General features: G+C 61.3%; 22 protein-coding genes and 1 tRNA gene. 13 read left to right on the forward strand and 10 right to left on the reverse strand.

Annotated elements, in window-relative coordinates; all coding sequences use genetic code 11:
* Window position 1 precedes the first annotated feature (1 nt).
* Window positions 2–2269: a DUF2254 family protein gene (locus tag AC1Q6C_RS16230; protein ID WP_218749274.1), complete on the forward strand. Its 2268-nt coding sequence runs from the start codon at window positions 2–4 to the stop codon at window positions 2267–2269.
* Here AC1Q6C_RS16230 and AC1Q6C_RS16235 read toward each other — a convergent pair.
* The 5 genes from AC1Q6C_RS16235 to AC1Q6C_RS16255 form a co-directional block, all read right to left on the reverse strand.
* Window positions 2231–3520, reverse strand: a complete 1290-nt coding sequence (locus AC1Q6C_RS16235) for an alpha/beta hydrolase (RefSeq protein WP_003946153.1) — start codon at window positions 3518–3520, stop codon at window positions 2231–2233. The genes AC1Q6C_RS16230 and AC1Q6C_RS16235 overlap by 39 nt on opposite strands.
* A gap of 65 nt (window positions 3521–3585) precedes the next feature.
* The gene (gene pepN / locus AC1Q6C_RS16240) at window positions 3586–6069 is read right to left on the reverse strand and encodes an aminopeptidase N (protein ID WP_030537514.1); all 2484 of its coding nucleotides are present in this window, start codon (window positions 6067–6069) and stop codon (window positions 3586–3588) included.
* A gap of 48 nt (window positions 6070–6117) precedes the next feature.
* Window positions 6118–6918, reverse strand: a complete 801-nt coding sequence (thiD, locus tag AC1Q6C_RS16245) for a bifunctional hydroxymethylpyrimidine kinase/phosphomethylpyrimidine kinase (RefSeq protein ID WP_003946192.1) — start codon at window positions 6916–6918, stop codon at window positions 6118–6120.
* Window positions 6919–7011: 93 nt separating this feature from the next.
* Window positions 7012–7626 (reverse strand): class F sortase, encoded by a 615-nt coding sequence (locus AC1Q6C_RS16250; RefSeq protein WP_231915802.1) that lies wholly within the window; start codon window positions 7624–7626, stop codon window positions 7012–7014.
* Entirely contained in the window at window positions 7623–8366 is a 744-nt protein-coding gene (locus AC1Q6C_RS16255) for a hypothetical protein (RefSeq protein WP_054187372.1), read from the reverse strand. Before AC1Q6C_RS16255 ends, AC1Q6C_RS16250 begins: the two co-directional genes overlap by 4 nt.
* Before the next feature lie 344 nt (window positions 8367–8710).
* Between AC1Q6C_RS16255 and AC1Q6C_RS16260 the strand changes: the two genes are divergently transcribed.
* Both AC1Q6C_RS16260 and AC1Q6C_RS16265 read left to right on the forward strand, forming a co-directional pair.
* Window positions 8711–9154, forward strand: coding sequence for a DUF7144 family membrane protein (locus AC1Q6C_RS16260; protein WP_030537512.1), 444 nt, complete (start codon window positions 8711–8713; stop codon window positions 9152–9154).
* 21 nt (window positions 9155–9175) lie between these two features.
* Window positions 9176–9997 (forward strand): class II glutamine amidotransferase, encoded by an 822-nt coding sequence (locus AC1Q6C_RS16265; protein ID WP_322943171.1) that lies wholly within the window; start codon window positions 9176–9178, stop codon window positions 9995–9997.
* A gap of 85 nt (window positions 9998–10082) precedes the next feature.
* Here the strand turns inward: AC1Q6C_RS16265 and AC1Q6C_RS16270 are convergent, their stop codons facing one another.
* Entirely contained in the window at window positions 10083–10640 is a 558-nt protein-coding gene (locus tag AC1Q6C_RS16270; protein WP_492666705.1) for a QsdR family transcriptional regulator, read from the reverse strand.
* A 275-nt stretch (window positions 10641–10915) separates the two neighbouring features.
* Between AC1Q6C_RS16270 and AC1Q6C_RS16275 the strand changes: the two genes are divergently transcribed.
* The 8 genes from AC1Q6C_RS16275 to AC1Q6C_RS16310 all read left to right on the forward strand — a co-directional run bounded on the left by AC1Q6C_RS16275 (window position 10916) and on the right by AC1Q6C_RS16310 (window position 18549).
* Window positions 10916–11827 (forward strand): ABC transporter ATP-binding protein, encoded by a 912-nt coding sequence (locus tag AC1Q6C_RS16275; RefSeq protein WP_230587654.1) that lies wholly within the window; start codon window positions 10916–10918, stop codon window positions 11825–11827.
* On the forward strand, window positions 11827–12801 hold the full coding sequence (locus tag AC1Q6C_RS16280; protein ID WP_007731960.1) for an oligopeptide/dipeptide ABC transporter ATP-binding protein: 975 nt from the start codon (window positions 11827–11829) through the stop codon (window positions 12799–12801). The genes AC1Q6C_RS16275 and AC1Q6C_RS16280 overlap by 1 nt, the downstream gene beginning before the upstream one ends.
* A 130-nt stretch (window positions 12802–12931) precedes the next feature.
* Window positions 12932–14464 (forward strand): ABC transporter substrate-binding protein, encoded by a 1533-nt coding sequence (locus AC1Q6C_RS16285; protein WP_064074346.1) that lies wholly within the window; start codon window positions 12932–12934, stop codon window positions 14462–14464.
* Between the two features lie 80 nt (window positions 14465–14544).
* Window positions 14545–15507: an ABC transporter permease gene (locus tag AC1Q6C_RS16290; RefSeq protein ID WP_158171306.1), complete on the forward strand. Its 963-nt coding sequence runs from the start codon at window positions 14545–14547 to the stop codon at window positions 15505–15507.
* On the forward strand, window positions 15504–16364 hold the full coding sequence (locus tag AC1Q6C_RS16295; RefSeq protein WP_492666706.1) for an ABC transporter permease: 861 nt from the start codon (window positions 15504–15506) through the stop codon (window positions 16362–16364). Before AC1Q6C_RS16290 ends, AC1Q6C_RS16295 begins: the two co-directional genes overlap by 4 nt.
* 65 nt (window positions 16365–16429) lie before the next feature.
* On the forward strand, window positions 16430–17314 hold the full coding sequence (locus AC1Q6C_RS16300) for an SCO6745 family protein (protein WP_030537506.1): 885 nt from the start codon (window positions 16430–16432) through the stop codon (window positions 17312–17314).
* Between the two features lie 177 nt (window positions 17315–17491).
* Complete coding sequence (locus AC1Q6C_RS16305; protein WP_030537505.1) at window positions 17492–18172, forward strand: hypothetical protein; 681 nt, start codon at window positions 17492–17494, stop codon at window positions 18170–18172.
* A 35-nt stretch (window positions 18173–18207) separates the two neighbouring features.
* Window positions 18208–18549, forward strand: coding sequence for a hypothetical protein (locus AC1Q6C_RS16310; protein WP_030537504.1), 342 nt, complete (start codon window positions 18208–18210; stop codon window positions 18547–18549).
* On the opposite strand, the gene AC1Q6C_RS16315 is transcribed toward AC1Q6C_RS16310, so the two are convergent.
* A complete protein-coding gene (locus tag AC1Q6C_RS16315; RefSeq protein WP_030537503.1) occupies window positions 18550–19005 on the reverse strand; it encodes a hypothetical protein in 456 nt (151 codons plus the stop codon).
* A gap of 467 nt (window positions 19006–19472) precedes the next feature.
* On the opposite strand from AC1Q6C_RS16315, the gene AC1Q6C_RS16320 reads away from it, so the two are divergent.
* On the forward strand, window positions 19473–19898 hold the full coding sequence (locus tag AC1Q6C_RS16320) for a hypothetical protein (RefSeq protein WP_030537502.1): 426 nt from the start codon (window positions 19473–19475) through the stop codon (window positions 19896–19898).
* 15 nt (window positions 19899–19913) lie between these two features.
* Window positions 19914–20279 carry a hypothetical protein gene (locus tag AC1Q6C_RS16325; RefSeq protein ID WP_058038830.1) on the forward strand — a complete coding sequence of 122 codons (366 nt, stop codon included), beginning with the start codon at window positions 19914–19916 and terminating at the stop codon, window positions 20277–20279.
* 61 nt (window positions 20280–20340) lie between these two features.
* On the opposite strand, the gene AC1Q6C_RS16330 is transcribed toward AC1Q6C_RS16325, so the two are convergent.
* The 3 genes from AC1Q6C_RS16330 to cmk all read right to left on the reverse strand — a co-directional run bounded on the left by AC1Q6C_RS16330 (window position 20341) and on the right by cmk (window position 22621).
* A tRNA-Pro gene (locus AC1Q6C_RS16330) sits at window positions 20341–20414 on the reverse strand.
* 102 nt (window positions 20415–20516) lie between these two features.
* Window positions 20517–21944, reverse strand: coding sequence for a ribosome biogenesis GTPase Der (gene der / locus AC1Q6C_RS16335; protein WP_003946199.1), 1428 nt, complete (start codon window positions 21942–21944; stop codon window positions 20517–20519).
* Complete coding sequence (gene cmk, locus AC1Q6C_RS16340; RefSeq protein ID WP_182261235.1) at window positions 21941–22621, reverse strand: (d)CMP kinase; 681 nt, start codon at window positions 22619–22621, stop codon at window positions 21941–21943. Before cmk ends, der begins: the two co-directional genes overlap by 4 nt.
* Window positions 22622–22631: the final 10 nt, after the last annotated feature.

Here is a 22631-nt window from a genome sequence, read left to right on the forward strand (position 1 = left end):
CGTGCGGTCCTGGTTCGAGCACACGGTCGTCGACACCGGCAGGCTCCCGCTGTTCTTCCTCCTACTCGCCTTTGTCCTGACGTTCCTGTTCATCCGCTTCAGCGTCCGGATGATCCGGGCCGAGGTCTCGTGGTGGCCAGGCAATGTCACGCCCGGTGGAATGCACATCCACCACATGGTTTTCGGTTTGATGATGATGCTCGTGTCCGGCTTCGCCTTCATCGCTCTGGCCGACTATCACACCCCGATCGCCAATTGTGTTCTCGCGTCGGTGTTCGGCATCGGCAGCGCGTTGGTCCTCGACGAGTACGCGCTCGTGTTGCATCTGCGCGATGTCTACTGGGCCGAGGAAGGTCGCTCGTCCATCGACGCAGTGTTCGTTGCCATCGCGATCTCGTTCCTTTTCCTTCTCGGGGTCCACCCGATCGGGTTCGCGGGAGAGTTCGACCCGTACGAGCAGGACCGCAGCCTGGCGACGTTGATCGGCGTTGTCGTCGCGATCGTGATCCAACTCGGACTCGCCGTGATCACGTTGATGAAGGGCAAACTCTGGACCGGCCTGATCGGGCTGTTCTTCACCCCACTTCTGTTGATCGGAGCAATTCGGTTGAGTCGCCCGGGTGCGCCGTGGGCGCGCTCGCGTTACCGCGACAAGCCGGCGAAGATGAGCCGGGCAGTGGCCCGTGAACAGCGTTATCGCGAGCCGATGATCCACGCGAAGATCTACGTTCAGGAAACGGTGTCGGGAAGTTTCGGTTCCGCTCCCCCGCCCCCACCACCGCTCCCCGTCGTCGACACCACAACCCCCACGTCGAAGGTCGGATTGTCGCGGCGGCTCTCGGACAGAATTCGCTGGCGTCGAACTCGCCGACGACTACGAACAGTCCCCGTCTGGCGTCTCCCCGTGATCCTCGTCGTCCTGTCCGTCGTCACCGCGAACATCCTCGTCGGGATCGACGGAGATCTCGTCAGCGACGGCGACGTCGGTACCATTTCCGAGGGCGTGGACGCCGGGGCCACCGCGACGCTGCTCAGCGTCATCGCCGGCGGGATGATCACTCTCACCGGTCTGGTGTTCACCGCCATCACCCTCGCAATGCAGTTCGGCGCCTCGCAGATTTCGGTGCGGGTGGTCCCGATGCTTGCGCAGCAGCGAGTGATGCGGTGGTCGATCGGCATGTTTCTGGCCACGTTCGTCTTCTCCTTGATCATTGCGCTCGATCTGGCGCTCGATTCGGAGAATTCCTCACCGACCATCTCCACGGCGATCGCACTGCTTCTGGCATTGGCCAGTGCGATCCTGTTCATCGCGTTGGTGGCGAAGGTCGGGTCGATTCTCAATTCCAGTCGGTTGCTGCGTTGGATAGCGGCCCAGGGCCGGAGCGCGACGATTCGTGCCTATCCGCTGTACGAGGACCTGCCCTCTGGCGCACCGAAACCCAGTCAGCCGCTCCCCCTACCCCAACCGCGCGAGTCCGAGAACTCCGAGAGCGCCGACGCACTGGTGATTCGCCTGCGCCACCTCTCACCCGACGGCCGGATTCTGCTGGCGATCGATCTCGCACGACTGCAGCGGTTGGCCGGCCGCTGGGACGTCTCGGTCGAAGTCGTCCCCAGCATCGGCGAGTTCGTCGCCCAGAACGCGCCCCTCTTCGAGGTACGCGGACCCTCGCTGAAGGTACGCCCGGACACCTTGATGTCGTGCTTGATCTTCGGTGACACGCACAGCCCGGTCGTCAGCCCCGGTGCAGCGCTTCAGTCGATCGTGGACATCGCGCTCAAGGCACTGTCACCCGCCATCAACGACCCGGGCCGAGCCGTCCAGGCTCTCGACCACATCGAAGATCTTCTGGTACTTCTCGCCCCGCGGGTCCGCTTCGACACATCAACCTCGGATCTCACGCTGATCAGAGGGCAGCAACGCACCTGGACCGATTACGTGTCCGTCGCCACCGACGAGATCCGGCACTTCAGTACCAATTCCGCGCAGGTCCAGCGCCGTCTACGCGCGGTATTCGCGACCTTGCTCGAAGCCTGCCCGCCGGACCAGCACCCTCCGCTACTCGAGCGCGTCGACGCACTCGATGCGCAATTGACCCGAGAATGGACCGGCGCACTCGACCTTCGGCTCGCGAGTGTGGCGGATCCGCAGGGATTGGGCTCCGAAGCCGGGGCGACCGGAAGAATTCACCCGCTGATCATCGGGTCTTCGGAACTTCCGGACGATCGTTCATCCGGGCAGACCGAGTCGCGTTCCCAGCCAACCTAATTGACTCGCCAATCCAGCCGACCACACCTGGAAGCTGTGTCCACCGTCTACCTCGGCGTACTGGACGTCCATCCCTGCGGCCTTTGCGGCTTCGTAGAGCGTTTGAAGACCTGGGCGGTAGTCGTTGTCCTGTTTGCCGACCACGAACACCCCGGCGCTGTCGGGGAACTTCTTCTCCCGGAGCAGATCCTGCGGATTCACTGCCACGAACGCGGCGTCATTGCCGCCGAACGCTGCATCGACCGTCTGCTTGCGATCGCCGAGTGTGGGTTCGATCTGACCGGACAGATCCAGGAACGTCGGATACACCGCGGGGAAGTTCGTTGCCATCTGGAACGCGCAGGTACCGCCGTAGGAAAGTCCCCCGATCGCCCACTTCCTCGGGTCGGGATCCACCTGGAGGTTCCCGCGCACCCAGTCGGGAACATCGCGCGAAAGGTACGTTGCGACGTTCCCGAGTTGAGAATCGACGCAGAGCGGATTCGCCAGTTCCGACCCGGTCCCGTCAGCAACGACGACAACGGGAGCCAAGCCCGAATGCGCAGCGGCATAGGTGTCCATGGTCTGGACGAGACGTCCGCCCTGTAGCCAGTCCTCGGGCGCGCCTGGTTGGCCGGCAAGCAGGACCAACACCGGCAACTCCGGTCGTGGGTTGGTGAAATACGCGGGCGGTAGGTAGATCTCGGCGTCGCGGGCGCTGAATCCGGAGACCGTCCCCGCAATCGTGACCGTGCTGACCTTGCCCGCCGACGGCATGTCCGCTGGAGCCTTCCATTGCGAAACCGGTACCGCCCCGTCCTTGCCGTCGTCCAGGTCGGCGAGTGAAACCTTCTCCGCATCCGAGAGTCCCAGCGCTGTTCCCAACGTCGGATACGACTGGAACTGCAGATTCACGTGAGCCGCGCTCGACACGACCACCAGGAGCACGGAGACCACGGTGAGCACGCGACCGTCGATCCGCGTCGCCGCAAATACCCGCGAAACACCCAGCAGCACGCCGAGAATGCCCAACCCGATCCACACGTAGACCGGACGGGCAATCGGATCGGGGAACGGGTGCCACACCTTCTCGATCAGCCAGTACAGCACGAGAGTGATCGCGATTGCCGCGACGATGCAGACCGGAATCGAGATCAGGACGTGACGCCTCGATCTCGAGAAGATCAGCCACAGAAGTGCCAGAATTCCGAGCACCGTCACCACGGGCGGAACCGGGCCCGTGACCAGCGACAGATCCGTGATCGTGTGCACGTCGTCTCCCGTCGCAGCCCTGTTTAGACAATATCCAAGAACAGGACATTTCGGAGCTGATGGCGTCAGATCACTGCGTTCGACGCCTGGGCACGTAGGTCTCGGGCCAGGTGATCCCGACGCTCGAGAACAAGCCTCCGCAGCGACGCGGGCGCCTCCGCATTGGCCTGGATCCAGGAATCGACAGCAGAGGTGTCTTCAGCTGCCGGGAAGAGTCCGTTCACCAACCGTCGGGCGATCTCGATGCTGCGTTCGGACCACCACTTCCCCAGGGACGAGAAGTACTCTGCCGCATATCCCTCGATCAACGACGGGTCCGTGCCCGAACGGAATCCGGCGATCGTCGCATCCAGGCGGTCGTTCGAGAGTGAGCCGTCAGTGGTCGCCGACGCCCAGGCAGCCGCCTTGGTCTCGGCATCGGGAATCGACGCCGCGGCGCGGACGTACGCCGTTCGACCCGCTGACGTGCTGTCCTTGCTCAGCTCACCATCGAAGTCGCTCACACTCGCATGGCCGGTCGCCGACAGGGCGATCCACAATGCCCACCGCAGATCAGGATCGAGAGCCAGTCCGACCGGCCCCGGGCAGGTGCCGTCGAGTATCGACCGCACCTCGTCGGCGCGAGCATCGTTGACCGCTGCAGCGGCCGACAGAGCCCGTGCCCATGCCAGCTGCCTTCCGGACTCCGGTTCGGCTTCGAACACCGCCTTCCAGGTCGTTTCCAACCAGCCTGCACTTACATTGGGCCGCAAGCTTTTCGGAACGTAGTGAAGAACCGCGTATTGGGCATCGGTCAGGATCGAGCTGAGAATCGCAAGATCTGTCTCCGCGGGAGCGAATCGTTCCACCATGTCGAGGTACCGGAACACCGAGAGCTGCGCATCACGCACCGAGTTCCACAGCGACGACCAGATCACCCCGCGCGCAAGCGGATCGCTCACGCGGTCCAGGGATGCCTCGACAGTGGACAGAGATTCCGCGTCCAATCGCACCTTGGCGTAGGTGAGGTCTTCGTCGTTGAGCAGTGTGAGTGCTCCGGGCGGAAGGTCGACCGACGTGCGTGATTCGGTGATGTCGAGTTCGACGCGTTCGGTGCGAACAAGGTCTCCGGACTCGTTGTAGTCGTAGATTCCGACTGCGAGCCGATGCGGCCTCGGGTCCGTCTGGACCAGGTCTGTTCCGTCGAGCGACAGCGTGGACACTCCGGTGGTCTGCAACCAGATTCGGGCCCATTCGCGCACATCACGTCCGGAAGTCTCCGCGAGCACGTCGAGCAGATCAACCAGCGTGGTGTTCCCGAAGGCGTGGGCCTTGAAGTACCGTCGTGCCGCTTCGAAGAACGCGTCACGGCCGACGAACGCCACAAGTTGTTTGAGGACACTGGCGCCCTTGGCGTAGGTGATTCCGTCGAAGTTAAGCTTCGCAGCTTCGAGATCGACGATGTCGGCGACGATGGGATGAGTTGTCGGCAGCTGATCTTGGAGGTACGCCCACGCTTTTCGCTTGATGGCGAATGCCACCCAGGCATCGGTGAAGCGAGTGGCTTCGGCGCTGACCAGCGATCCCATGAAATCAGCAAAAGATTCTTTGAGCCACAGGTCGTCCCACCAGACCATGGTCACGAGATCGCCGAACCACATGTGCGCCATTTCGTGCAGGATCGTGTTGGCGCGGCGCTGATGCTGCTCGTCGGTTGCGGTGCCGCGGAACACGTATGCCTCGGTGAAGGTCACCAGTCCCGGGTTCTCCATGGCGCCGAGGTTGTACTCGGGGACAAAGATCTGGTCGTACTTGCCGAACGGATACGGATAGTCGAAGTACTCGGCGTAGAAGTCCAGCCCCTGACGGGTGATGTCGAAAACGTTGTCTGCATCAAGGTGTGGAGCCAACGACGCCCGGCACAGCGCACCCAACTCGACAGTGAGTTCGCCGCGACTCCACGACGACGCCACGCGGTGATACGGCCCGGCCGCGATCGCGGTGATGTAGGTCGAGATCGGCAGCGTCGGGGCGAAAGTGACGCGTTGTGCACCGTCCACGGAGAGAGTCTGGGTCGCGGGCTGATTCGACAGGACTTCCCAGCCGTCAGGTGCTGTCACCTCGAATGTGAAGGGCGCCTTGAGGTCCGGCTGCTCGAAGCAGGCGAAAACACGCCTGGCATCGGCAGGCTCGTATTGCGTGTACAGATACGTCTGATCGTCAGCGTCGTCGACAAATCGGTGCAGCCCTTCGCCCGAACGGCTGTAGTGGCCGTGAGCTGCCACCCGAACGACGTTCGATCCGCCGAGTCCGCGCAGCCCGATCCGGGATCCGTCGTACTCCACCGGAATCGACGCACCGTCGACGTCCACGGAATCGACTGCAGCACCGATGAAATCGAGCCACGTGGACTCCACCGAGGACGTCAGATCAATTGTCGTGACCGTCGAAAAGGTCTTCACGGCGGAGTCGACCGCCGATCGCAGATCCAACTCCACCCGGTAACCGGCGACGGAGATGGCTCGAGATCGTTCGGCGACTTCGCTTCGATTCAGGTTCGCAGTACTCACGCACTCGATCCTGCCAGGCCGCGCGCGGCGATGTGAGCCGCCGTGCGCCTATCCCTTGAACGCGCCCTGCCAGACGGTGTCGAACGGCGTGTGTGCCGAGACGCGGCCTTCGATGCCCGCCGTGACGAACTTCTTGGCCAGAGCGACGGCTTCTCCCACGTCGGCGCCCTTTGCCAGTTCGGCGGTCACTGCGGCGGCCAGCGTGCAACCGGCACCCGAGACGCGCTCTTCGCCGACCTTGGGGGCGGAGAGAACCGTCACGTCGGTCCCGTCGAACAACACGTCGACGGCGTCGCCACCGGCGAGTTCGACACCGCCCTTTGCGAGCACGTACTTGGGTCCGAGGTCATGGATACGACGTGCGGCCTCGATGAGGTCGTCGACGCTTTCGATGCTGTCCATTCCGGCGAGGGTGCGTGCCTCGAACAGGTTGGGTGTGACGACGGTGGCGAGCGGGAGGATCGAATCACGAAGTGCTGTATCGGTATCGAGAGCCGCACCGGGCTCCTGGCCCTTGCAGATCAGGACCGGGTCGAGGACGACGTGGCGCCAGGACTGCCGACGCAGGCCCTCTGCCACAACCTCGATGGTGGCGGGCGTGCCCAACATGCCGATCTTGACGACGTCCAGATCGTGAGCCGCCGTGGCAGCCTCGATCTGATCAGCGATCACGTCAGGAGCGATCGGTACGAAGCGATGACCCCAGTTGTTCTTGGGATCGAACGAGACGATACATGTGGTGGTCGCTACGCCGTAGACGTCCAATGCCTGGAACGTCTTCAGGTCGACCTGCAGGCCGGCACCGCCAGTCGCTTCGGACCCAGCGATGACATAGGCGAGGTCAACCACAGCACAATCTCCTTCTTCGGACTTTCGAAACGTGCGTGGATGGCCACGAACGCGGGACCCAGTTTATCAACCGTTCCGACGTCTGGTTTTCGGCTATGCGGGCACCGGAGTTCCCCACGCGACGTCGTTGTCCTCGTATCCGAACGGCGGACCGACGAACTCGCCGCCGCAGGTGATCAGCGCGAGGGTTTCGGGTCCGTCGAGGCTGTTCAATCGCTCGACCGGCAGCTCGCCGTCCTTGCTGTAGTGATCGACCGCATCGATACGGTAGTTCCAGGTCTGTCCCCCGGCGCCCGCCACGGTCACGACCGAGCCGATTTCCAGTGTCGAGAACTTCTTTCCGAAACCGTCACCCTGATAGATGTCGTTGATGTGTCCGGTGATCACCACGGTGCCCGCGCCGGAGCCGGGAAATGCCGAATCTGCCCACCATCCGATCTCACTGACATCCTCGGGCGGAATGAGCGAGCCGTCCGTCGTCGTCTTGATCGGCAGGATGTCAGCGGTGCTGTTGCCTGTGCGCAGCGTGGTCGGGACATCCGGACCGTCGACCACCGCGCGAATTCCTGGCGGCAAATCTTGTTGGCCGGTCGCGAGGACGCGGGTCGGCGAGTCACCGTCGTCGGAACATCCGCCGATCAAGAGCATTGTCGCAACTACTGCAGCGGCCCACGTTCGGCTGGCCGTGGATCCAGGTGCCGCTGTCACGGACGAGAAGTCGGGCCGGACGGAATCTGGGAAATTGGTACTCGGTTTCCGACGTCACGACCGGGAAGTGCGTCACCGGAATCCCCACCGTTCCCACCGGAACCGTCACCACCGCCGTTCCCGCCACCGCTTCCATTCCCGCCGCCGCCGGGGCCCGGGCCGGGGCCGGGGCCGGGGCCGGGGCATTCACCTCCCGGATCGGTGGTGTCGCCGCTCAAAACGATCTTGACCGCAGAGAGGTTGACTGTCCGATTCTGGGCTACCTGGCCCGGAGTTGTGACGTCGAAGGCGAGCTTGGCACGTACGGGGATGACCGAACCGTCGTCAGCGTCGGTGACCGTTGATCCTGACCGGCCGAGATCTTGGGTCAACGTCATTCTGGAGATCAAATCCTGATCTCCGGTCAAGCCGGCGCCGTCGATCCGAAGGGTCCCTCGGACGGGACTTCCGTGGGCTCTGATCGTCACCGATGCGCGGAACTCGAGGATGTCTCCCGGCACTGTCCGCCACGCCTCGATCGAGTTGATTTTCGTTCCAGGCGATCCAGTCGAGATGTCGTACCAACCGTCGATCACGGCCGGATCGAGTGACATCGAATTTTCGTTGATTTCCGAGTTGCACGCGCGGGTGAGCGAAACGGGGGCAGCCGATCCCACTGCGGGGAGTGCTGTCGACACAACGGTCGCCAAGACGAAGGCCGTCGCGGTGATGCCCGCGGTACGCCTGCCGAAGATCGTCATTCTCTCGCTACCTTTTTTCCGCGGACCGTAGCTTCCGGTCAATTCAGTCAAAATACCAGTACAGCTGGACAAATAGGTCGAATTCCGTGCCGAATTCTTCTTGTTTTCTGTGAACTTCGGTTACGAGCAATTTCTCCGCACACGCGTTCCGGCAAGGGGTCCATCGGATCAACAGGGGTCAGAAGTTACATTTCGCCCGCACATCGGAGCAGATCGCACTGATTTCTCACCGCATTGGACAGGTATTTCCGTTTCATAGCGGCCAGCCGGTGGAACAACGATCACTACAACGAGCGTGCCGGGCACGTGTCCGGTCGCCCCCCACCGAATCAAGGGAAACCGTCATGTCGGATACAACATCAGTCAAGCAGGGTTTCGCGGTAGGAACATCGATCGGGGCAGCCGTCATCTTGGTGACGGTCGGCATCGTGCAGTTCTTCCAAGGACTCGCTGCAGTCGCCGAAAACGAAGTGTTCGTAGTCGGGATCGACTACGTCTATCAGTTCGACCTGACGACGTGGGGTTGGATCCATCTCGTGTTGGGCGCGCTCGTCGCTCTCGTCGGGCTTGCACTGTTCACCGGAGCGGCCTGGGCGCGGGTGTCGGCAGTGGTGATCTGCGCGATCTCGATCATCGCGAACTTCTTGTGGCTGCCGTACTACCCCTGGTGGTCGACTCTCATCATCGCGCTGAACATCGTCGTGATCTGGGCTGTGTCGACATGGAAGCCCACCCAGACGACGCATGCCGCTGCGCATGCACCGTCAACGCCGACTCGATCTGCTTGAGTTGAAAGTATGTGTAGGTGGATGGCGTATTCCGGAGAGCCGATACTGGCCCATGACTTGCTGTTCAGGCCACAGCACTCGCTGATCGACCAGAGCCTGCATTCTCAACTCGGGGCCACGACGACAAATGGCGACGGCTTCGGAATCGGCTGGTACGGGGAAGGCCTCCAACCGGCAGTTTTCAAGAGCATCGAACCCGCGTGGAACGACTCGAACCTGCGCGAAGTCACCTCCCAATTGCGCACCCCTCTGCTGTTCGCTCACATCCGCGCCTCGACGGGAACTGCAGTGCAGCGCAGCAACTGTCACCCGTTCCGGCACCGGCAATGGTTGTGGATGCACAACGGTTCACTACACGGATTCCACGACATGAAACGGGAATTGGTGACTGCCATTGATCCGTCGCTCTTTCCGGATCTCGAAGGATCGACGGACTCGGAAACCTTGTTCTTCCTCGCGCTGACGTTCGGCCTGACCGACGATCCGTTCGAAGGTGTCGCGAGGGCCGTCGGATTCGTCGAGCACACGGCCCGCTCGCAGGGAATCGACAATCCGGTTCAGATGACCGTCGCCACGTCGGATGGCATCTCCACCTGGATCTTTCGCTATTCCAGCGAGCACCAGTCGAGGTCGTTGTTCTTCTCCACCGAGATTTCCACGTTGCGCAAGCTCCATCCTGAGGTGGATGCCCTGCACCATCTGAGTGAGGAGACCCGAATCGTCGTCTCCGAGCCTCTACGTGACCTTCCCGGCGCCTGGAACGAGGTTCCCGAATCCGCCGCAGGCGTCATCCGGCCCGGACGGGACGAGATGCGGAGCTTTGTGCCGATCCCACCAGCCTGATTGGGTCATACAACCAGGCATAGCTATGAAATAGCTTGCATTCGAAGCGCTTTCACGAAAACTGAGACAACGGAAACTCGGCACACTAGTCACGCGAGAGGATGAGCCGGAACGCCAAGCGAGCCTTCTCCGTATCCGGAGTGCCACCAGTGAGCAAATCGTTGTAGATGAACGACTCACCCACGCGAACCAGCAGATATGCCATGTCCTCGACGGGCAGGTCTGGCCGAATCCGCTCCGGTATTTCAGCTTCGATCAGCCTTCGCACGGATTCGACCATCGTGCCCTGAATCGGCCCCAGTCCAGTTGTGAGTATGCACAACGCCTTTTGCGGTTCCCGAGTCAAATACGTCCGGAAGAATTCGGTCTCGATTGTCGCCCGTGCATGGTAAGTGAGGACGTCGACAACCCTTGACGCTCCGCTTCCACCGCACTCCTCGAGGCCCATTCGCCACGTTCGGCGCGCCAGCGAATCGAGCACGTCACCGGTAATTGTGTCGCGATTCCCTGCACGCCGGAACAAGGTGGTCCGATCCACCCCCAACTCGGTGGCCAAAGCGTTCACATCGAGCGGTTTTCCGGCTGCGAACTGTCGTCGGGCGGCACTCAACGCTTCCGCGCGGATGTCACGTGTCTCGGCCATGGAGTGAATGTATCGCTGACGACGTGCTGGTCGGTAGCCGGAGGCGATCAGACGGCGCCATCGACGGCAATCGTTGCAACATTCATTGACTTTGTTGCAGGTGAGTGTTTATGGTTCCCCGGTACGTGATTCCAGTCACAACAGTTCAGTTGTTTACGGAGGAATGCGATGAACGATCACACGTGGACGACCCGACGATGAGCCCACTTCTGCAAGTACGAGACCTCACGGTTGACATTGGGACAGAATCGATTTCGAACAGACTCCTCGACCGAGTGAGCTTCGAGTTGGGGTCGGGCGAAATCACCGGCCTCGTAGGAGAGAGCGGGAGCGGAAAGACACTGACCGGACTCGCTCTGCTCGGTCTCTTGCCCCGTACGGCAACAACCAGCGGAAGCATCCGTTTGGAAGGACAGGAACTTGTGGGTCTGCCCGCCGCCGAGTTGAGGAAAATACGCGGTCGCGACGTCAGTATGGTCTTCCAGGACCCGAGTTCGGCTCTCAACCCCTCCGTCAGCATCGGTCGCCAGATCGTCGATGTGTTGAAGGCCCACCGCGACATCACGAAAGTCGATGCGGAGGACGTGGCTACAGATCTTCTCCACCAGGTCGGTCTGGCCGACCCGAGCAGAACCTTGAAGTCGTTCGGGTACGAGCTTTCCGGCGGGATGTGTCAGCGGGTGATGATCGCGATGGCCCTGGCATGCGGTCCGAAGTTGCTGATCGCGGACGAACCGACAACAGCGCTCGACGTCACCATCCAAGCTCAGATTGTCGATCTCCTTCGAGAACTGGCCGAACAGCGCGATCTTGCCGTGTTGTTGATCAGTCACGACCTCGCGGTTGTCGCCGAGGTCGCGGATCGAGTCATCACCATGTTTCGCGGCGAGATCGTCGACGTCGCGCCACGAGACGTGCTGCTTCGGCGGCCCGCGCATCCCTACACGTTCAGCCTTCTCGAGGCGGCACGCTCGACATTCGAAGAAGTCTCCCCCCAATCGCCCAAGTCGCGAGGCGATTTCACCACCAAAGCCCCTGCTGACGGCGTGGGTTGCCGATACGTCGCCCGGTGCAACTACTCCGAGGAGCTCTGCATATCCGATCATCCACTTCTGATCGGATCACCGGAATCGGCAACAAGATGTCACCGCAGCGACGAACTCGAGTTGCTCGGACTGGTGAGCTGATGAGCAACACCGACGTCATCGTCGACGTTAGGAATCTGGCAGTCGAGTACGGACGCGGACGCAAAGCTCTTCGCGCGGTCGACGACGTCAGCTTCTCCGTACAGAGGGGCGAAACCCTTGCGATAATCGGTGAATCAGGATCGGGAAAATCCTCGACGGCTCACGCTCTCGCGGGTCTGGTGGCTACGGCCGCAGGCTCCATCACTATGAATCTCGACGACCCGGCGTTCGGCAAGGGTGGATCTTCCCATCTCATTTTTCAAAACCCTACGTCGGCCTTGAACAATCGGATGGCCTCATGGGCTTGCGTAGCCGAGCCGATGGCGCCAGGGCGTCTGCGCATCCCACAGTCCTTGCGGCCGAAAGCCGTCGAGCTGTTGCGTCGGGTCGGTCTCGGCGCTGAGCTTGCCGACCGCCTCCCGACCCAGCTCTCCGGTGGCCAACGCCAACGCGTGACCATCGCTCGTGCACTTGCCTCCAAGGCGCCACTGATTCTCTGCGACGAACCTGTTGCCTCCCTGGATGTTTCGCTTCAGGAAGAGGTGTTGCAACTTCTTGCCGATCTCCGAGAAGAACATGACCTCACGTACATCTTCATTTCGCACGATTTGGGTTCGGTGGCACGGATCGCCGATCGCGTCGCGGTGATGTACCTCGGCCGAATCGTCGAGATCGGACCGGTTGCCACGGTCCTGAGGACTCCATCGCACCCCTACACGCAGGCACTTCTCGCCGCGGCCCCGCACATCGAACTCGAGCGGCGCAGTCGTCGGAAAGCATTGGTGCGGGGCGAGTTACCCGACCCACGGAATCCACCCTCGGGCTGTCGATTCCGCACCCGCTGCCCGTTTGCGATGGATCGCTGTGCGTCGGAAGCGCCGTCACTTCGCGCGGCCTCGAATTCCGCACACAGCTCCGCCTGCCATCTATCGTCCCCGGCCACATCGATCGGAATCTCCAACCCGCCGCAGTAAATGCGTGCCGCGTCAGTCTCCCCCTTCCGAGAAGACCAAAGCGAAAGTCCACCATATGAATCCGCGTCTGTCTTTGCGATCCCGATATCCGATCACACGCTTCCAGAATCATGGGAAAAGTGGCCCACGTGTGCTGGTAGCTGCGTTTGCACTTTCTGCTCTCGTGCTCAGCGGCTGTTCGAGCAGCGCCACCGGTACCGCCGGCGATACCGGACCTGCCGATCCGAACGCCGAACTCAAGGTCGCGACATCGCACGTGCCCGCCTCGCTCGACCCGTGTGCGGGAAACATCGGATACGACATCGACTACTTACAGTTGATGTATGCACCACTGATCGATGCGGAACCTGCCACCCAGAAGTTGCGGCCCGGAATCGCCAGCGAGTGGGGCTTCTCCGGACCGGACAACCTGACGTTCGAGATGACGTTGCAGAACGGCTTGACCTTTCACGACGGTACAGCTGTCGATGCAGCAGCCGTCAAGGCAAGCATGGAACACTGCTTGAGTCTCGGAATCGTTTCCGTCCCGACGATCAAGAGCATCGAAGCAACGTCCCCAGATCACGTCACGATCTCGTTGAGTTCACCTACCTCCGGTTTACCAGGCTGGCTCAACGGCAGATTGGGAATGGTGGTCTCCCCCACTGCGCTGGCAGCAGCAGGGGCAGACTTCGCCAACAAGCCTGTAGGCGCAGGGCCGTACACATTCACCAGCGCAGTCCCGAACAGTTCATACACATTCAGTCGATTCGACGATTACAAACCGGCAGGTCCACCCAGCCCCCAGCTCGCCAAGATCCAGATCCAGGTGATCTCCAATCCCACAGCGCTGACAAATGCCCTGACATCGAACGCTGCGGATTTTGCATACGGGCTCACACCGTCGAGTGCTCCGATCCTCGAACGGAATCCCAACCTGAACGTCAGTCACGACCCGAGACTCGGAGTTGCGCTCGTCGTGATCAACAACAAGAACCCTGTGGTTAACGACGTCCGGGTTCGTCTGGCGATGCAGTATGCGCTCGACCGCAAGGCAATTGCGCGAGCCGCGCTGGACAGCTCGGAAGGAACTGCGGCGTTCGGTCAATATCCTCCCGGTTCGCAGTTCTACGACGAGGAAACCGAAGATGCATGGCCGTACGACCCGGAGAAGGCCAAATCGCTGCTAGCGGAGGCGGGGTATCCGAATGGGGTCACCGTGCGCGGACTAGCAGGCAACCTACCGCCGTACTCGACCAACGCGGTCCTTGTCGGAGAACAATGGGAGAAAGTCGGCATCAAGGTCGACTTCGTCGAAATGAGTGGACCTCAGGCGATTACGGAGTTCGTCGCACACAACAGCGCGGACGTCTTCAGCGTGGGATGGCCCACGCGAGCATCCGCACCGCTCAATTTCGAAGCCTCTCTGGGTTCGCGATCGTACTTCCGGCAGAATTCCGTCCCCAACGAGGAGTTGGAGAAGCTGATCGCACTGCTGAACAACACGTATGACGAAACCGCTCAGCTCGACATCGTCAAACAGATCAATCAAGTCGTGATCAAGTCCGCTGAGTACGTACCGTTGTACTTCACTCCCGACGTGGTCGCCTACACGAAGAACGTCCACGGGGCCGTTCCTGCACTGAACGGCTCCCCCAATCTGACGTACCTCTCGAAGTCATGACGACGACCGTTGTATCGCAAGAGAATTCGTTGGCCCCCGAGCCTGAGAGCGTTCCGACCCGAAACCCTCACCGATCGCCGGTGAATCCTTACATACGGATGATCGGCGTCCGGTTCGCACAGATAATTCCTACCGCGATCATCGCTAGTTTCATAACCTTTGCCCTTATCCGGATAATCCCCGGTGGACCAGCCGAGGCCCTTCTCGGTCCGAACGGCAGCGATGAATCGATCGCCGCACTCAACGAGCGCCTCGGATTGAATCAACCTCTGCTGGTCCAGTACTGGAACTGGGTGGTGTCGGCTCTGCACGGAGATCTGGGAACGTCGCTACAGAACAGCGCCCCCGTCGGCCCACAGATCCTTGCGCGCCTGCCGGCGAGCGCCGAGCTCGTTGTACTCGCACTGTTACTGTCCGCCGTCGTCGCTATACCGCTCGGTGTGTGGACCGCGACGCGGCAGGGACGACGCAGCGATGGTCTGACCCGCACGGTTTCGGGGATCGGACTCGCGGTACCGGACTTCTTCCTCGCTATCGTGCTGGTCGATGTCTTCGCCCTCGGTTTGGGAGTTCTACCGGTGCTCGGCTGGGTTCCTCTCGAGAACAGTGTGATCGACAACCTGAGCCATTTGGTCCTACCAGCAACGGCGCTCGCTGCCGGCGCAGCATCGATTGCGGTTCGGCAGACCAGGGCTGCGATGATCGAGACACTGTCAAGTGACTACGTACGAACTGCGCGTGCGATGGGTATCGACGAGCGGAAGATCGTGTGGCGCTACGCGCTACGAAACATCGTTCCCACGATTGTCACTGTCTATGGATTGCTCGCCGTGGCGATGCTGGGTGCGACGGTCATTCTCGAGCAGATCTTCGTGTTGCCGGGCCTCGGGAGCGCTCTCGTCATTGCGATCGACACGCGAGATTATCCGATGCTTCAAGGCATTGTGTTGCTGTTCGTCGTGATCGTGCTTCTCGTGAACATCCTGGTCGACGTCGTCAACAACATGATCAGCCCACAATTGAGGAAGGGAACGATCTCGTGAGCCAACTCGCGCTTACCACCGCAGGCGAGACCCGCTCCAAGTGGGCTCTCCCTCGACTGCACCCCGGATTATGGCTCAGCTACTGCTTTCTCGGAACGCTGATAGCGGCGTCCGTCTTGGCCTCGTTCGTGGCTCCGCACAGTCCGACCGGTCAGAACCTGACCAACACGTTCGCCGGTCCGAGTGCACAGCACCTGCTTGGCACTGACGGCTTCGGTCGTGACGTGCTCAGTCGATTGATCTGGGGAGGACGCTCCGCCTTCTTCGGCGTCGCGATCGCTGTCGCTGTCAGTCTGCTGTTGGGAATTCCGTGGGGGTTGATCGCCGGATATTGGCCACGCTGGATCGGCGCGTCACTCCTCCGGGTGGCGGACGCATTGCTGGCATTCCCAGGTTTGGTTCTCGCAGTGGCTATTACCGGTGTTCTGGGGCCGAGCCTGATCACGTCGATGTCAGCGCTCGGAGTCGTCTATGCACCCACAATTGCAAGAATTCTGGCTGCCGGGGTCAGCGAAACGAGGAACCGAGACTTCGTTCTGAGCGCGCGACTCTCAGGATGCCCGCCGCACGTAGTGCTCCTGCGTCATCTTCTTCCGCACGCAATCGGGCCGGTTGTCGTTCAGGTGACCGTGCTCACCGGCCTGACTTTTCTCGCGCAGGCGGCACTCTCGTTCCTCGGGTTGGGTATACAGCCGCCCACTCCGAGTTGGGGCGGTGACTTATCCGATGCGTACCTGCACATCTTGAGTGCACCACAACAGATTCTCCCCTCCGGCATTCTGATTTCATTGGTCGTCCTGGCCGTCTACCGAGTGGGTGATGCCGTCCGGGACCGCATGTATGTCAGAGGGAGATAGCCGGCGTAGAACAACCATCCGACTCGACTGTTCGAAGACCACACCACCAGCATGAAGGACTATCGATGACCTCGATCGCACCAGAAACCGCGCGCCGCGTCTTCCGTGGAGCCGAACCAATACACGGCATGATCTACTTCACCCCTTTCGGCGCGGAAGCATATGCCGCACTGGGCTTTACACACCCTCGAATGGGCTACTTCGCTTCGCGGTCTGCGCCCATGGGCGCAGTAGCGGCTGAAGTCACCATCGCTACGTTCTTCAACTTCAACCCCGAACTGGTACACGCGGTGCTGCCGGAAGCCTGGACAATCGCCACCCCCGAACAGATCCTCACCGCTCGACTCGACGCTGTCGACCGTTCGCTGCGCAAGGCCTGGGGAGAACATGTCGACGGCACCGAAGTTCGCGAAGCTGCCGAACTCGCACGTCGAGCCGCGGAACGCGCCTGCAACAGACCACAAGGGCGACCCCTGTTCGGTGGGCACGCATCATTGCCGTGGCCTGAGGAGCCTCATCTCGTGTTGTGGCATGCCCAATCCTTGCTCCGGGAGTTTCGCGGAGATTCTCATGTCGCACTTCTTCACGCCGAGGGACTCAACGGTGTCGAAGCGTTGGTAGTCCACGCCGCAACCGGTGATGTTCCTGCTGCTGCTCTGCAAATGAGCCGGGCATGGGACAACGATCAGTGGGCGGAAGGCGTCGAAAGTGTGCGGGCGCGTGGATGGCTCGAAGACGGCCCCGAGCTTCACCTGAACGAGGTGGGTCGCGATCGCCGGAAGCGGGTTGAGCATCAGACCGATGTGCTGGGGTCGTACCCGTACGAGGCGATCGGAGAGACCGGATGCAGTCGACTGATCGAAATCTCGGAACGTCTCTCCGGTGAAGTGATCGATGCAGATCTCGGATTTCCGGCAGCACTGGCAGCACGTCGCCGATTGCGTGCGTGACAGCAGGTCGTGAGTGTCGAACGTGGCTGGTGGTGATACGACGAGGGTGTCACCACCAGCCCCTTCACACAATTATCGCCGAAGTCGGCTGCGCCCCCCAATCTGCACAGAGAGAAGGCATCCGGACGAGACTGCCGTTGTGCCGAATTCTCCCGCGGGATGGGTCAAGATGGCTAGATGTGGAAACAGGCACTCGGGTTTGCTTTGTTCGGTGCGACCGTTGCCATCGTCACGGCGGCGCTGACACAGGGATCGGCACAGGCGTCCGCCACGATCACCCTCTTTTCGGGTGGCACCACAATCTCGGGCTTCGCGGGTGAATCGCAATGGACCTGGCCCATCGAGGCTGCGGTGATCGGCGCCCTTCTGGGCGCGCTGACCGGGTTCGTGCTCCGCCTCGCGGGCGTGCGAATCTCCGGAGGCCAAGACAATCGAATGGTTCCAACTGTGGTGGCAGGCCTCGCAGGCGTCACGCTTGGGTTGACGCCCCTGTTGGTCTTGATCGGCATGGCATTCACCGGGTCGGTTGATATCGGATGGTCCCCGCTCCTGGTCTATGCCGTCAGCGGTCTCCTGGCGTATGGCATTTCGGTCGCCGCCGTGTTCGGAGTCCTCCGCGCTGCCGGGGATCGACTTACTGTTCGCACCACGCGAGCGGTGGCGGCGATGCTTCCGGTCGGGGCGTTGGCGGCGACGACTGTAGGTGTCGGTACTGCGTGGAGGCTGGGCTTTTCCACCACCACTCCCACCTGGATCGCGGTCGTACTGCTGGTGGTGCTCGTATTGGCCGTGACGTTCGTTGCGGCCCGGGCGTGGGCTCTACGGATGCAGGCTCGTGACTTTCCAGAAGTGGCATAGGCGGTGGAACGATTGATTCCGACGGGCGCATCGAGATGAGGGGCGAGCGAATCTTCGCGGGACTCGTCGTCGGCCTTCTGCTCTGGCTGTTCGGCTATCTGCCGTTGGTACTCCTGTGGCAACATTTCGCAGATGTCCCGCAGCCGCAGCTGTATCCGAACCGTTCGTTCACGTCGTTCGGGCCCAACCCGCCACCGCTCACCTACTGGATAAGTTGGGCGGCGCCTGCCGCCGTGTTCGTCTTGCTCGGACTTATGACTATTCCCAGTCGTACCGGCCGGCAATTTGCATTGCCATTGGTGCTCGCGTTCCTGCCGGTCGCGGCAATGGTGGCGTGGTTCTGGATCTCGATGGAACTGTTCTTCAGCCCCGACTGATCACTCACTCGGCTGCGTATCGCGAACCCCACTGCGCGCACGCGCAATGGCGCCCTTGTTGCGCAATGCGATCCCCTGATGCACCGCAGCAAGTACCAATGCCAGCACTGCAGCAGGGAGGCTCCCCACCATCGACAGCAGAGAAGGCATATCAGAGCTGAAAGCGGTAAAGAAACCCAGTACTGCAGCGCAAAGCATTGTCGCCGAGACGATCCAGGAAACTAATGGTCGTGGGATCACGGCTGGAATAACGCACAGAGCCACCGGCAACGCCAGCACCAAGAAGAGCTCCCGCCCGAAATAGTCGTGAATCGAGCGGTAACAATCGGCAGAACTGAGCGGGCCGAGGCCTATTTCGCAATCGGTGATCTCGTACAGCGGCCACTGTGCCGTCGCGGATCCCAGAATCCCGGTGGCGACCGCCAATACAACCCACGCGATCCGAATCCCAATCATACGAAGAGATCATGCCAGTAGGCGAAATTGCGCTCCGGAGAAGAAAGCAATTACGACTCGAACTGCGTGGAAGGTCGATACCGTCAACGCTAATCAAAGAATGGATCAAACTATGTTGATCGCATGGGGAGCACTGGCGCTTGCCACTGGTGCCCATATCTATGGCGCTCGCCTCGCAACTCACGGCGACTACGGGCGGAGATTACCTCTCTCGGTAGGACCGACCTCCTCGCGAGCGGCACAACATGTCCGACGTGCTCAACTCACGGGCTGGGTATCGAGCTTGATCGGAGCATCTGCCATCGTCGACAACTATTGGGAGACAGCACCTCTCTTGAGTGCGGGTATCGCAGTCGCTGTACTCGGAGTAGTTAACGGCCTACCGAGTTTGATTGTCACCATGATGCACAATCGACGGCCGCAACAGGGTTGAAGTTTTCGATTATGTTTTGTGGAAGGGTGCTTGCATGGCAACACAACCGCATGGCCAGTCCATAACCCCGGCGTGGAAAGTATTCACGGCCATCGGTTTTGCAGGTGTTGTGGGCGTTGCCGTGACGTACTTCCGAGACGGGTGCACTTTGGCGATCATTGGCGGGATGGTCATCCTCGCGATTGGTCTGCCGCTTACTGTCTGGTCCATCCTGCGAATGCTGCGTGAGAATCGAGGACATCGCCTTCATTGGTGGAGAACACCGCCGGTCAATCCGAGGAACGTCGACCTGTCTCGTGCTGTCGGCATTCCGACTACAATTTTCGGTGCACTGACCATCTGGCTGAATACAGCAGGTTCGGCGCCGTGGTGGTTGGCAGCAATCTTTACCGCCATTCTGATCGCGCTCTTCGGAGTAACCGTTGCCGTTCACAATATTCGCCTCAGTCAGCGAACCTGAGCTAGCCTTCCGCGCATGCCGGTTTCCGCGAGTGTCCGTGCGCGCCTTCGCTCCCACTTGCATCCAGACGACGAGATCCACTACGCGTTTCCAGCAGACGTTCTGATGAGCGCGAAACCGAGTGTGTTTGTCGTGGTGAGCCGAAAGGCGATCACCGTCTTCTCGACGAGCTTTCGGTCCAGAAAAGTACCGAGGTCGATCCTCACCCAGTTTCCGAGAATGACCGTCCTCGGCCCGGTCGATACTGCGTCCACGCCGCACTTCACTGCGGCGGGCATAACGTACGAGATCGACGAAGAATATGTTGCAGTCGTGAACGCTGCCGACGCGGAGATCACGTCACCGCAGGACTTCCCGCATGATCCGTTGCCGAAACTTTGAAGGCACAAACAAAAAGGCAGTTTCTCATTTCTGAGAAACTGCCTTTTTGATCTAACTTCGGTCGGGCTGACAGGATTTGAACCTGCGACCACTTGACCCCCAGTCAAGTGCGCTACCAAGCTGCGCCACAGCCCGTCCCACGCCCTTGTTTCGGGCGCTTGGAAAGATTACATCAGGGACGGGCCGAAGTACCAATCGGCTGGTCAGAGCCGTTTCAGTACCGAATTGGACGCAGAATCAGCGGCCCTTACGATCACGCTTCTCGCGCACTCGGACGGATACGCGGATCGGGCTGCCGTCGAAGTTGAACTCTTCACGCAGACGCCGCTCGATGAAGCGGCGGTAGCCGGCCTCGAGGAAGCCCGTGGTGAAGAGAACGAATGTCGGCGGGCGTGTGCTTGCCTGCGTCGCGAACATGATGCGAGGAAGGCGACCACCACGCATCGGAGGCGGCGTTGCTGCCACAACTTCCTTGAGCCAGGTGTTCAGGCGACCCGTGGGGATGCGCTTGTCCCAGGACTCGAGAGCCGTGTCGAGAGCCGGCACGAGCTTCGCCACGGCGCGACCGGTGTGGGCGGAGATGTTGACTCGCTGAGCCCACGGAACGCGGACCAGATCGCGGTCCACTTCCTTGTCCAGCATGAGTCGACGGTCCTCGTCCACGAGGTCCCACTTGTTGAATGCGATCACCAATGCACGACCCGTGTCGGCCACCATGCTCAGAACACGCAGGTCCTGCTCGGTGATCGGCTCGTGTGCGTCGATGAGCAGGATCGCGACCTCAGCGGCCTCGATCGCGCTCTTCGTACGCAGCGACGCATAGAACTCGGCACCGCTGGCATGGCTGACACGCTTGCGCAGACCAGCCGTGTCGACGAAACGCCAAGGGCGCCCGCCGAGTTCGACGATGGAGTCGACGGGATCGACGGTGGTGCCAGCAACATTGTGCACGACGGACCGCTCGTCACCGGACAGCTTGTTGAGCAAGCTGGACTTTCCGACATTCGGCTTTCCGACGAGAGCAACACGACGCGGACCGCCGCCGGGGATACCTTCACGCGGGGTTTCCGGCAGCTTCTCGAGAACCTCGTCGAGCAGGTCGCCGGTGCCGCGGCCGTGGGTCGCACTCACGGAGTACGGCTGACCGAGGCCCAAGGACCACAGCGCTGCAACCTCGGACTCGGTGCGTCCGTCGTCCACCTTGTTGGCAACGAGGATGACCGGAGTCTTCGAGCGGCGAAGCACCCGAGCCACAGCTTCGTCCGTCGCCGTAGCGCCGACAACGGCGTCGACGACCAGGAGAATGGCGTCAGCCGTTCCCATGGCTAACTCGGCCTGCCGGGCAACGGCCTGCTGAAGACCCTTTGCGTCGGGCTCCCATCCGCCGGTGTCCTGGACGAGGAAGCGTCGTCCGGCCCAGTTCGCTTCGTAGGAGACGCGGTCACGGGTAACGCCGGGGATGTCCTCGACTACCGCTTCACGACGGCCGATGATGCGGTTGACGAGCGTCGACTTGCCGACGTTCGGTCGACCGACAACAGCCAAGGTCGGGACGGCAATGTGCGCTTCGCCTTCGCCGTCCGCTTCGAGATCGGCGTAATCCCACTCCGATTCCTCGGACCAAGTTCCGTCACCGGCATATTCGGTTACCAGATCGTCGCTCACTGCACTGCTCCAGTTCTGTCGCTGACCACCAACAGCAACTTGGCGATCACATCTTCAATTCCCAATTCGCTCGTATCCACCAGAATGGAGTCGTCGGCAGGGCGCAACGGCGACACTGCCCGAGTCGAATCGAGATGGTCACGGCGCTGCACATCAGCCAGCACCGCTTCGTAATTGTCTTCACGGCCTTGGCCGATGTTCTGCGTATTGCGCCGTGCCGCACGGGTTTCCGCCGATGCGGTCAAGAAGATCTTGACGTCTGCATCGGGGAGTACGACGGTTCCGATGTCGCGACCTTCCACGACGATCCGGTCTGCGCTTGCCGCCAACTCACGCTGAGTGGCGACCAGCAGGTCGCGAACTTCGGGTACGGCCGACACTGCGGAGACAGCCTTGGTTACCGCGTCGCCGCGGATCTCCTCGCTGACGTCCGCGCCGTCGAGATGCACCTGCTCGCTGCTCGGATCGGTACCGATGGACCATGGCAACGCCGCAACGGCAGCCGTGATCGCGGCGGAATCCGCCAGATCGATTCCCTGACGCAGCACGTGCAGGGTCGCGATCCGGTAGATGGCTCCGGTGTCGAGGTAGCGAGCGCCCAAACGCTGCGCCAACGCGCGAGAGACGCTGGACTTGCCGGTTCCGGACGGTCCGTCCATAGCGACTACCAGCGGCATGGACGAATCG

The sequence above is a fragment of the Rhodococcus sp. MT28 genome (assembly GCF_058792695.1).

Excerpts from the sequence above, each read along its gene's own strand:
- AC1Q6C_RS16255 (WP_054187372.1), bottom strand. The coding sequence starts at position 8,366 with ATGACGATCTTCGGCAGGCGTACCGCGGGCATCACCGCGACGGCCTTC.
- AC1Q6C_RS16260 (WP_030537512.1), top strand. The coding sequence starts at position 8,711 with ATGTCGGATACAACATCAGTCAAGCAGGGTTTCGCGGTAGGAACATCG.
- AC1Q6C_RS16265 (WP_322943171.1), top strand. The coding sequence starts at position 9,176 with ATGGCGTATTCCGGAGAGCCGATACTGGCCCATGACTTGCTGTTCAGG.
- AC1Q6C_RS16270 (WP_492666705.1), bottom strand. The coding sequence starts at position 10,640 with ATGGCCGAGACACGTGACATCCGCGCGGAAGCGTTGAGTGCCGCCCGA.
- AC1Q6C_RS16280 (WP_007731960.1), top strand. The coding sequence starts at position 11,827 with ATGAGCAACACCGACGTCATCGTCGACGTTAGGAATCTGGCAGTCGAG.
- AC1Q6C_RS16300 (WP_030537506.1), top strand. The coding sequence starts at position 16,430 with ATGACCTCGATCGCACCAGAAACCGCGCGCCGCGTCTTCCGTGGAGCC.
- AC1Q6C_RS16305 (WP_030537505.1), top strand. The coding sequence starts at position 17,492 with ATGTGGAAACAGGCACTCGGGTTTGCTTTGTTCGGTGCGACCGTTGCC.
- AC1Q6C_RS16310 (WP_030537504.1), top strand. The coding sequence starts at position 18,208 with ATGAGGGGCGAGCGAATCTTCGCGGGACTCGTCGTCGGCCTTCTGCTC.
- AC1Q6C_RS16315 (WP_030537503.1), bottom strand. The coding sequence starts at position 19,005 with ATGATTGGGATTCGGATCGCGTGGGTTGTATTGGCGGTCGCCACCGGG.
- AC1Q6C_RS16320 (WP_030537502.1), top strand. The coding sequence starts at position 19,473 with ATGGCAACACAACCGCATGGCCAGTCCATAACCCCGGCGTGGAAAGTA.
- AC1Q6C_RS16325 (WP_058038830.1), top strand. The coding sequence starts at position 19,914 with ATGCCGGTTTCCGCGAGTGTCCGTGCGCGCCTTCGCTCCCACTTGCAT.
- cmk (WP_182261235.1), bottom strand. The coding sequence starts at position 22,621 with ATGCCGCTGGTAGTCGCTATGGACGGACCGTCCGGAACCGGCAAGTCC.